General features: G+C 40.3%; 9 protein-coding genes and 1 pseudogene. 4 read left to right on the top strand and 6 right to left on the bottom strand.

The features are described 5' to 3' along the window. Positions 1 to 54 precede the first annotated feature (54 nt). Both NQT69_RS04250 and NQT69_RS04255 read right to left on the bottom strand, forming a co-directional pair. Positions 55 to 924, bottom strand: a complete 870-nt coding sequence (locus NQT69_RS04250; RefSeq protein WP_256826454.1) for an MYG1 family protein — start codon at positions 922 to 924, stop codon at positions 55 to 57. 53 nt (positions 925 to 977) lie between these two features. Beyond that, a complete protein-coding gene (locus tag NQT69_RS04255) occupies positions 978 to 1,688 on the bottom strand; it encodes a M48 family metallopeptidase (RefSeq protein ID WP_256826455.1) in 711 nt (236 codons plus the stop codon). Between the two features lie 112 nt (positions 1,689 to 1,800). Between NQT69_RS04255 and NQT69_RS04260 the strand changes: the two are divergent. From NQT69_RS04260 to NQT69_RS04270, 3 genes and pseudogenes are all read left to right on the top strand, one after another. Further along, positions 1,801 to 2,780, top strand: a pseudogene (locus tag NQT69_RS04260) (ion channel). A 237-nt stretch (positions 2,781 to 3,017) separates the two neighbouring features. Beyond that, on the top strand, positions 3,018 to 6,362 hold the full coding sequence (locus NQT69_RS04265) for an MHYT domain-containing protein (RefSeq protein ID WP_256826456.1): 3,345 nt from the start codon (positions 3,018 to 3,020) through the stop codon (positions 6,360 to 6,362). Then, positions 6,362 to 7,351, top strand: coding sequence for a response regulator (locus tag NQT69_RS04270; protein WP_256826457.1), 990 nt, complete (start codon positions 6,362 to 6,364; stop codon positions 7,349 to 7,351). The genes NQT69_RS04265 and NQT69_RS04270 overlap by 1 nt, the downstream gene beginning before the upstream one ends. On the opposite strand, the gene NQT69_RS04275 is transcribed toward NQT69_RS04270, so the two are convergent. After that, the gene (locus NQT69_RS04275) at positions 7,334 to 7,744 is read right to left on the bottom strand and encodes a VOC family protein (protein WP_256826458.1); all 411 of its coding nucleotides are present in this window, start codon (positions 7,742 to 7,744) and stop codon (positions 7,334 to 7,336) included. The two genes, NQT69_RS04270 and NQT69_RS04275, sit on opposite strands and share 18 nt — an antisense overlap. A 1-nt stretch (position 7,745) precedes the next feature. Continuing rightward, positions 7,746 to 8,405 (bottom strand): HD domain-containing protein, encoded by a 660-nt coding sequence (locus tag NQT69_RS04280; protein ID WP_256826459.1) that lies wholly within the window; start codon positions 8,403 to 8,405, stop codon positions 7,746 to 7,748. Between the two features lie 137 nt (positions 8,406 to 8,542). Here NQT69_RS04280 and NQT69_RS04285 point away from each other — a divergent pair, with 137 nt between their 5' ends. After that, positions 8,543 to 9,733: a class I SAM-dependent methyltransferase gene (locus NQT69_RS04285; protein WP_256826460.1), complete on the top strand. Its 1,191-nt coding sequence runs from the start codon at positions 8,543 to 8,545 to the stop codon at positions 9,731 to 9,733. A 9-nt stretch (positions 9,734 to 9,742) separates the two neighbouring features. Here the strand turns inward: NQT69_RS04285 and NQT69_RS04290 are convergent, their stop codons facing one another. Both NQT69_RS04290 and NQT69_RS04295 read right to left on the bottom strand, forming a co-directional pair. Further along, a complete protein-coding gene (locus NQT69_RS04290; protein WP_256826461.1) occupies positions 9,743 to 10,039 on the bottom strand; it encodes a PilZ domain-containing protein in 297 nt (98 codons plus the stop codon). An 8-nt stretch (positions 10,040 to 10,047) separates the two neighbouring features. After that, positions 10,048 to 10,425, bottom strand: coding sequence for a response regulator (locus NQT69_RS04295; RefSeq protein ID WP_256826732.1), 378 nt, complete (start codon positions 10,423 to 10,425; stop codon positions 10,048 to 10,050). Between the last annotated feature and the right edge of the window lie 22 nt (positions 10,426 to 10,447).

The following is a 10,447-nucleotide window of genomic DNA, read 5'->3' on the forward strand; positions in this document are numbered from 1 at the left end:
TGGCCACGCGGACTCACGCAACAAGCGTCTGGGCTAAGTTAATGCCCAGATAAATTAATTTTGGAGTGCAAGTGATGCCATAACCATAACACTTGCAAATGATTCAGCACCTGCGATAAATAAACCATTATGGCAAAAGGTTGCATCATCTAAGCCTGTAACAGCTTGAAATTCATCTCCAGATAAACCAGCCCACTGCTGTGGTAGCGGTTTTCTATCTTCGAACGATCCAGGCTCTACAGGCACGGTTTGAATAATCCATTTCCCCGAGTGAGAGGGGTAAATCATATACAGAGCTTGCTCTGATAAACTATGAACTGTTTTTTTCCAAGGCGTATATTGCTCAAGCACAATAACACGCGGATCATCTGCATCAGCGATAGCTTTAGTAACTATTTTTTTAGCGTCGGCACTACCACTTGCAGCAGCAATAAAACGTTTAAGTAACCGCACTGCAAATTCAACGGCTTCATTAAAGCAACTATCGAAGTCACTGTCTTCTTGCCAGGTAGGGTTAAACATTGAAATGGTTTGGCTCAAACTGATACCCTGCTCCAGAGCTTCAACATAACCACAGTCAATTGCATCAATAGTAGAAACCAATCGAGCATCCACTGAGTCAGCAACGGTTTGATCGCCTTGGCATAGCTCTAAACCGTATTTTTGCCAAATTAAACCAAATGATGAATAAGGAATGCCATTTTCACGTGCCCCTGCACCACCACGTTGATGATGATCAAAGCGACCTGCAGCTGGATCATATTCGTTGCCAACATCAATAACAATATCAGCTTGCGCTATTGTTTGCGTATCGCGAGTACGAATTAATTCAAACGCAGGGAGTATAATTTTAAGGGCCGCAACGCTAAATACATCATCTGCGTGAAAATTACCGTCGTGAGTAACTACTGTTATATCTGTCATTAATTCATCATTTTAGAAAGGAAAAAGAATTTTACTTATTTAAGCAAACGGACTTAGACAGTATACCCAAATACCCACTGCAAACCACCACCATGTTGCTTTAACCATTGCGTTGCGTGTTTATAATCAGGATAAAATTCACTAACACGTTGCCAAAACAAAGCGCTATGGTTCAAATATTTCATATGGGCAAGTTCATGCACCACGACGTAATCAATTACCCAGTGCGGCGCACTTGCCAGTAATAGATTAAATGTAAGCTCGCGACGTTGATTACAACTGCCCCAACGGCGCTTATAAGTGGTAATTTTTAAATTATTGGGTAACGCCTCCCCCATCACTGAGCAATATTGCTGAATACGCATTTCAATATAATGCTCTAATTGCTCACGCATGAAATCTTCAAGCTGTGTTTGATACATTGCGTATATATTTTTCACTCGCCCAGAGCAACTTATATGTAAAAGTGCAGGGCTCTGCGTCGAAAAAAACTGCCATCGGCTGGTTTTACCGATATCAAATTGCACTGAAAGTGGGGTGTCAAACAATTGGATTTGCGAACTCTGTAGAGGCCGCTGACGTGTATCTAGTTGCTGACTTTGTTTACTGATCTGGTGCGCAATCCAATCTTGCTTAGTGGCTAGCCATTGTTCAATATATTGCTTCGCTACACCATAAGGGGCGTACACGGTTAATGTTTGTTGCTGCACCTTAATAGCCACTGTTTTACGGCGGCGGCTGCGCTTTAATGTGTACTCTAACAATATTAACTCTTTAACTGATTACCACAACAAATTTACTGCATCTTATAATACCTCGCTCAATAGCTGCTAATCTATAAGTAAGTAAGTAGAATTTAATAATGCTGTATCAACTATGCCTGATAAGCCTTGTTGTCGCTATACCTTACCTGGTGGCCTGCAATGCCAAGAGTCCGATATGGGCACTGGTTTTTGTTTTTGGCATGATAAAAAGTTTGATAATTCTGGCCTTGAGCTGACGCAAAAGCTAGAACGCGATGCTAAAAAAGGAGGCTTACTCCAAGGCTTAGAATTAAAAAGAGCCAACTTAGCTGGTTTGAATTTGATAAAGCAGGATAATGAAGAAGGCTTTGATCTTTCATACAGTAATTTTTATCGTGCTAACTTAACTGGTGCACATTTATTTAATAATAAAATAGCTCATGCCTCCATGATGAAAGCTAATCTATACGAAGCCAGCTTACATTGTTGTAATTTACAGCACACAAACCTGCTAGGTATAAAACTCAATAATACCCGTATTGACAACATCGACATTGGCGACCAGCTGTTGCAAGAGCAGCTCGCTAAATCTGCCAGCTCAAACCATGACCATGAAGCTGCACATGCTTTATATCAAGAGTCAGAAGAAATCTATCGCAACCTTCGTAAAGCTTCTGAGCAGCAGGGCTTATTTGAGTTAGCTGGTAACTTTACCTTTAAAGAGTTGCGAATGCGCCACCAGTAATACCCTAAGGGCTCATTAAAACGCTTTACTTCAAGTTTTATTAATATGTTATGCAGTTACGGAGAAAAACCACAAAACGTGATCCGCTTTAGTCTTTCATTAATTATCGGTTGTGCACTGTGTTATTTTATCTTTGGTGTGAGCCATAACGACATACTTTTACGTTTTGATTTATCTGCAAGCTTTGATACTAATTTATCCGCCTTATTAAATAGTTTTTATTTTAGTGTAGTGACGTTTACTACCCTTGGTTATGGCGATATTACTCCCACAGGCTTTTCGCGAGTCGTAGCAGCCATAGAAGCGTTTTTGGCAGCTTTTCACTCGCTCTGTTCGTGGTTGTTTTTGTCAAACGGATGACAAGATGATTGTATATAAAAATAAAATGATTATTAAAGAACAAACTGTCGTTTTTGTTATTAATAGTGCTACAATTATAACCAATAAAACTTAGTAACCTGATTTTATTGATGTTTTATATTTGTTAACGGTAAGTTATTCAAAAGATAACTTAAAAACATACGAAATTGTAATTAATTATTCCTAAGAATTTCGCTTCACCGTTATTGCCGATAATGTTTGTAAAGTATTAAGATTGAGTCGCTATGCTGTCAGCTTTTTTTATCACAGATCAAGATCCAAGCCTCATAATTAATGGGGTATATGATCCATTTCTCGTTACATTATCAATATTAACGGCTATTTTTGCTGCTTATTTTGCTGCCTTATTAATTGATCTCGCTAAAGTTACTCGATTTCAAAATTATCAAAAACTCGCAAACTCCACAGCCGCATTAGTATTGTCTGGTGGTATTTGGAGTATGCACTTTATTGGTATGTTAGCATTCTCGCTTTGCACAAATATTAGTTATGATCCCGCACTAACCTTCTTATCTTTTATTCCTGCATTTTTAGCATGCCTAACTGCAACAACAATGCTAGTTAATAGTAATAAAACAAACTTACAATTAATTGTACCTGCTATCTTACTGGGTGCAGGAATTGGCACAATGCATTATAGCGGCATGGCAGCGATGGAACTAAGCCCATTACTTAGATATGACCCACTAACATTCAGTTTATCTATTGTTGTTGCTGTTGTACTTGCTTATATCTCTCTTTATGCCCGTTTTAATATAAACCGCTTCTTCCCTATTTTAAACTTAACTCAAACCCGCTTAATTAGCGCTATTATCTTAGGCTTTGCCGTTGCTGGCATGCACTATATGGGCATGGCCGCAACTCGCTTCGTTGCTCTATCGCCGATCCTTAATGATGGCCAAGAGTCCGAACTCACCCTAATTGCAATAAGTGTCGTATTTTCCACCATCATTCTTACCGCCGTTGTTGCAATTATCAATGGCATGGTTCGTTATCGCATGCTGTTAGAAGATAAAACCAGTAATGAGTCTCGTCTACAAGCTATTCTTTCAACTGCTATAGATGGCATTATAACAATTGATCACCAAGGTCTGATTTTAAGCTTTAACAATGCTGCAGAGAAAATTTTCGGCTGGCAAGAACATCAAGTTAAAGGCAATAATGTAAAAATATTAATGGCTGATGAAATAGCGGCTGAACACGATGAATATTTATCTTCAGCAAATCAAGTTGATTTTGGTACCGTCATTGGTGTTAACCGGGATGTATTGGCAAAACATAAAGATGGGCACCTTTTTCCTATCCGCTTAGGCGTTGGTGAAGTAGACCAGCCGGACCAAGAGCCTTTATACGTTGGCTTTATTACCGATTTAACAGAGCAACGTAAGCTACAACAAGACTTAGTAAAAAAAGAGCAGCAATACCGCTCACTCATGGATAATATGCCAGGTGTTGTTTTTCGTTGTGAAGTTAATGAAAAGTGGAGCATGATCTTCATAAGCCCTAGCATCAATGAGGTAACAGGCTATGTGCCATCAGAGTTCGTTAACAAACACATTGAATTTGGCGATTTAATCTACAAAGAAGATGTGCCTCATGTCAATGTGGCTATTGATCAAGCCATTGCTAACAAAGAACAATACTCCATTGAATATCGAGTTCGTCACCGTAACGGTAAACTCGTATGGATACTTGAAAAAGGCAGCTTTGAATTTAACAAACACGATGAAGCTATTTGGATAGATGGTGTCTTGGTCGATATAAGTGAGCGACGAGAGTACGAAGACAAACTAAAACTAGCTAAAGTTGCAGCAGAAGACGCTGCGCAAGCGAAACAATCTTTTATGGCGAATATGAGCCATGAGATTCGTACACCTATGAATTCAATAATAGGTTTCAGTGACTTATTAATGGATACTCCACTGAGTCAAGAGCAGCAAAAACACCTGATCACTGTAAACAACGCCGCCCGCTCCTTACTTAGGTTATTAAACGAAATCCTCGACTCGGCCAAGCTTGAAAAAGGCAAACTCACTATAGAGCCTGTTCACTTTAACTTGCAATCAGTACTAGATAGCATTATTTCTACCTTTTGGTTAGAGGCAAAGAAAAAAGACTTAGCGCTCACATTAGACATTAAAAAATCGGTTCATAAAGTTTATTTCGGTGACCCTGATAGAATTCGCCAAGTATTAACAAACCTAATTGGGAATGCAATTAAGTTTACTGAGCAAGGGACTGTTCATGTCACCGTTAGTACCACGCAAAATAGTTACTTATTTTTTGAAGTTCAAGATACAGGGATTGGAATTGCCCCAGATAGGGTTAAAGCTGTGTTCCAACCATTCGAACAAGCTGATGGCACCACAACTCGACGTTTTGGTGGTACAGGCTTAGGAACGACTATCAGTAAACAGCTGGTTGAGCTAATGGGTGGCACTATCAGTCTTGTAAGTGAAGTTAACAAAGGCAGCTGCTTCTTTTTCTCTTTACCGTTAGAAGAAGGTGATGAAAAGCTGATAGATTACTTCGACGGGCTACAAACCCAGCTCCCTAAGTTACGAATTTTAGTTGTTGATGATATCGAGCAAAATGTAGAGCTATTAAGCCTGTTGTTATCTCGAGATCAGCATACCATAACGACCGCACGTAATGGCTTTGAAGCATTAGAAGTTTTTGAACAACAAGATTTTGACGTAATTTTAATGGATATTCATATGCCGGAGTGCGATGGCATTAGTGCAACTCAAAAAATTCGCGAGATTGAACAGCATAGACAATTAAAAAACACCCCAATCATTGCACTAACAGCAAGTGTGCTACAGCAGGATAAGCTAACCGCTAAAAAAGCTGGAATGAACGGTTTTGCAAATAAGCCCGTAGACATCAATCAATTAAACCAAGAGATTTCTCAAGTACTGGGGTATGGTTTAAAGCAAGAAGTACTGATTGAACAGAGTGATCCGAAAGCTCAACACATTGACTTTAAAAAAGGTAAACAGCTTTGGGGTAGTAAGTGTAAACAAATAAACGAAATACAACGTTTTATTGATGAACAACAAACACTATGTGCGGCACTCTTTACTGAAGGTCTTAACGCCCTAGCGGATGCCCAAAGTAAACTACACACATTAAAAGGACTTGCGGGTAATTTAGGTTTACCAACAATGATGACACTGTTTTCTGAACTTGAAAAAGCTAACACAAAACAGCAGCAAGAGAAAATAATTGCCAAGCTCGAAGTTGAATTAACAGCTGTTACCTTGTTACTAGCAGAAAAAACATTGAGCTGTGTACCTAAAGAAACTAGTAACGAAACACAAGCGACTAACGCCTTATCAATATCAGAATTTAAACAGCTGTGTGAGCAGCTAAACACAGATGCAGAAAATGCCGAATTGAATGACCAATTACTGGCTGAAATTGTGGCCCATGCACCAACAACTTATAAGAGTGATATTGATAGTATTGTTGAATGTTTTGATCAGTTTGATTTTGACAGTGCCCAATCAAGCCTCGAGTCGTTAATAGCACTACTCGAACAAGCACAAAAAATGGAGGCCAACTAATGGATTTAAGCATCGAACGCCCACGTGTATTAGTTGTAGATGATGAGCCTGCTAACCTAAAAGTTATGCGTGAGGTATTAGCTAACCAGTACCGTTTATCTTTCGCCAAATCAGGCGAGGCGGCGCTTGCTTTAGTTGAAAAAGAGCCACCAAAACTCATTTTACTCGATATTATGATGCCCGACATGAATGGCTTTGAAGTATGCCAGCGGTTAAAAGAAAATCCACACACACAGCATATTCCGATTATTTTTGTCACCGCGCTTGCTGATGAAAGTGATGAGTTTAAAGGGTTTGAAATTGGTGCTGTAGATTATATTACTAAACCCATCAGCCCAGCGATTGTCCGTGCTCGAGTTAAAACTCATTTATCTTTAGTACAAGCAGAACAGTTAAAATTAGCGCACGTCGATTTAGTGCATAGGCTTGGTCGAGCTGCTGAATATAAAGACACAGATACCGGTGAACACATTGTTCGCATGAGTAAGTACAGTAAAATTCTCGCACTCGCCTACGGTATGGATGAACATCATGCTGAGCTTCTAAAGCAGGCTGCTCCCATGCACGACATAGGAAAAATTGGTATTCCTGATGCAATTTTATTGAAACCAGGCAAACTCACACATGAAGAGTTTGACTACATGAAGCAACACGCGATAATCGGTGCACAAATCTTAGAGAACTCGTCATCCCCCTTATTACAGCTTGCCCATGTGCTCGCGATGGAGCATCATGAAAAGTGGGACGGTTCTGGTTACCCTAATGGTGTTAAAGGTGAAGAGATTTCCATTGAAGGGCGTATTGTTGCCATTGCTGATGTGTTTGATGCATTAACTTCTAAGCGCCCTTATAAAAAGGCTTGGAGTGTGGATGAAGCACTGACTCATATGCGTGAGCAAGCTGGTAAACACTTTGACCCACAACTTATCGACCTTTTCGAAGGCCAGCTTGATGCCATTATGAAAGTCTATTCAACTTACCAAGATTGATTTATCGATAGTCGCGCTGATATAGCTGTAATCGTGGGAGGTGATCTCATGATTATTACCACTGTTATCTTTAAAATACACAGAGTATGTCACGGTATGATCGGCAATAATGGTTTTAATATTATGCTGTGCAAAGTGTGCCAACCAAGCCATAAATTGCTCTCCCGTTGCAGCAAACGCAATCCCATTGCTTATTCCTTGGCGTTCAAAAAGCGCTAAACGCATTGTTGCAGCAGAATCTTCAAGTGTTAGTGGTCCCTTTCCTTCATCCCAAAATGCAAGTTCTGGCACAATATTAAAACCAAGGATGTTTTTATACCATTCAGCTGCCTGCGCCAAATTATCAACATTTAGGTGGCAGTGATCTATGCCTGAAAATAAAGGCCGTGCCATATTACTCCCCTATTTCTGACTTTAATTGCTCGATAAATGCAAGCATATACTCAGTGCGGCGCTGAGCTTCTGCCTTGGCTGATGGTGTATTCATACCTTCAGCGACGTGCAGTAGCTTGATAAAGAAATGATCGAGGGTATACAGCTTGTCATTAGCTTCACGGTCATGACAAAAAGGGTCTTGTGGATGATATAAATGGCGGCTTATTGAGCCCCCCACTTTCATACACCGGCTAACTCCAATTGCCCCAAGTGCATCCATTCTATCGGCATCTTGAACAATCTGTGCTTCAACCGATTGCACTTCGATATTGGCACTGAAACTATGAGCTGCAATAGCATGATGAATTGCATCAAAGTAGCTATCGTCATAACCAATTGAGGCTAAAAAGGTAATCGCTTTATCTGCGGCCATGGTTGAAGCTTTTGCACGATCAGGGTGGTTTTTAGCAACGGCAACACAATCATGTAGCCAGGCTGCCGGCAATACCACAGCCATCTGGGCTTGCTCTGCAATGCACAATTGTTTAGCAACCCGCACCACCCGCTCAATGTGAGTAATATCATGGGCCACGTCGGCGCAAATAAGTGACGAAATAAATACTCGGCATTCATTCTCTAATTGTTGTAACGGCGCTGATAACGCTATTTGCTGTTCCATAAATTTCGCGGTTTCAATGTAAAACAATAAATTAGGACTACTTTACCGCGGTTATAGGCTGTTGTGCAAAACATTCATTGTATGTTCGACCCTGCTTTACTAAAATAGCCGCTAATTTATCTGTCATGAGTATTCCAATGTCATCTGCTATTTACCTGCAAGCTGGTCGCGAAAAATCGTTAAAAAGAAAACATCCGTGGTTATTTTCTAAAGCTATAAAAAAAATGAAAGGTAAACCAGGTCTTGGTGACACTGTAACTATTCATGATAGCGAAGGTAAATTTTTAGCAACGGCGGCTTATAGCCCACACTCGCAAATTCGTGCCCGTGTTTGGAGCTTTGATGAAAAAGAAGTTATCGATCAACATTTTTTTGAACGTCGTTTACGCCGTGCCTTACAGGCCCGCGCACAAGTCATTGAAGAAGGTGGTTTAACAGGGTTTCGTTTATGTGCCGCTGAGTCTGACTTTTTACCGGGTGTGACAATCGACAAATTCGACAATGTCTTAGTTTGCCAGCTATTAAGTGCCGGTGCTGAACGCCATAAAGGTGAAATTGTCGCTGCACTTATTACGATTTTCCCCGGATGTGATGTGTATGAACGCTCTGACGTTGATGTACGAAATAAAGAAGGGCTAGAGCCAACAACCGGTGTACTGTGGGGCAATAAGCCACAGCAGCCAGTCTTAATAGAAGAAAATGGCTTAAAGCTTGAAGTTGATATTATCGAAGGCCACAAAACCGGCTTTTACTTAGATCAACGTGATAGCCGTGCCGCGTTAGAGCGTTTCTCTAAAGATAAAAAAGTGCTTAACTGCTTTAGCTATACTGGTACTTTTTCACTTTATGCATTGCGCGGTGGCTGTGAGCATGTTACCAACGTGGATGTATCACAACCTGCTCTTGATACCGCAAAACGCAATGTTGAACATAATAATCTGGATTTGAACAAAGTCGACTTTGTAAAACAAGATGTGTTCAAGCTGTTGCGCCAATACCGAGAAGACGGCGTACTATTTGATACGATAGTGATGGATCCCCCTAAATTTGCTGACAACAAGGCGCAATTAACAGGAGCATGCCGCGGCTATAAAGATATCAACATGATTGCCATGCAAATACTTAAACCTGGTGGCACATTACTTACTTTCTCTTGCTCAGGCTTAATGGAACAAAACCTATTTCAAAAAGTTGTCGCCGATGCCGCCCTTGATGCAGGTAAAGATCTATTAATAATGGAGCGTTTAAACCAAGCGGCTGATCACCCTATTGCAGGTAGCTATCCAGAAGGGTTTTATCTTAAAGGACTAATTTGTAAAGTTTATTAAGTTTAAAGCCTAATTAAACTGCATAATTTCAAGCCCTGCGCTTATCGTGCCATCGCTTTCTTTACTGGCACGTATTACCTTGGCGGTAGCATCTAACGGTGCAATCGCAGAGCTTGTTGAATCAATATTGACTTTTACGACTGTACCAACCTCTAAAAACTCATCTAAATGCAGCGACAATCCTGTTGCACTTAAATCAACACACAGTGCTTCAAATTGCTGATTTGCAACTGGCTCAAGAGTAATTAACCTTGCTTTTGCATTAATTTGCATCCGTCTAAAACTGCGTTGGTCTTCATTAAACATAGTTGCTCCTAGACAACGGTATTTATTTTATCAACTAACTCAACCACTGAAAACGGCTTGATCACATAGGCATTGCACCCTGCTTCAAATCCAGCTTGCTGTTCTTGTTCTGATTCTAACCCCGACACCATAACAACAGGAATATTATTTGTTTCTGGGGTATTTTTTAGCATTCTACATGTATCGTAACCATCTAACCCAGGCATACAGACATCTAACAAAATCACATCGGGTGGATTGGCAATGGCCGATGCCAAACAGCTTTGCCCTGAATCAGCGTAGCTTAACTCAAAACATCCCGATAAAGCCGCTTTAAGCATTTCAAAATTAAAGTACTCATCGTCTACAACAAGTAGACGCAATTGTGTATTTGCGGTAGTACGCATAGTGTGTTTCAGTTCCTTCTTC

The sequence above is a fragment of the Pseudoalteromonas shioyasakiensis genome, from assembly GCF_024518675.1.
GTDB lineage: Bacteria > Pseudomonadota > Gammaproteobacteria > Enterobacterales > Alteromonadaceae > Pseudoalteromonas > Pseudoalteromonas shioyasakiensis_B.

Coding starts and splice junctions, on each gene's coding strand:
- NQT69_RS04250 (WP_256826454.1), bottom strand. CDS start 924: ATGACAGATATAACAGTAGTTACTCACGACGGTAATTTTCACGCAGAT.
- NQT69_RS04265 (WP_256826456.1), top strand. CDS start 3,018: ATGCTGTCAGCTTTTTTTATCACAGATCAAGATCCAAGCCTCATAATT.
- NQT69_RS04270 (WP_256826457.1), top strand. CDS start 6,362: ATGGATTTAAGCATCGAACGCCCACGTGTATTAGTTGTAGATGATGAG.
- NQT69_RS04275 (WP_256826458.1), bottom strand. CDS start 7,744: ATGGCACGGCCTTTATTTTCAGGCATAGATCACTGCCACCTAAATGTT.
- NQT69_RS04280 (WP_256826459.1), bottom strand. CDS start 8,405: ATGGAACAGCAAATAGCGTTATCAGCGCCGTTACAACAATTAGAGAAT.
- NQT69_RS04285 (WP_256826460.1), top strand. CDS start 8,543: ATGTCATCTGCTATTTACCTGCAAGCTGGTCGCGAAAAATCGTTAAAA.
- NQT69_RS04290 (WP_256826461.1), bottom strand. CDS start 10,039: ATGTTTAATGAAGACCAACGCAGTTTTAGACGGATGCAAATTAATGCA.
- NQT69_RS04295 (WP_256826732.1), bottom strand. CDS start 10,425: ATGCGTACTACCGCAAATACACAATTGCGTCTACTTGTTGTAGACGAT.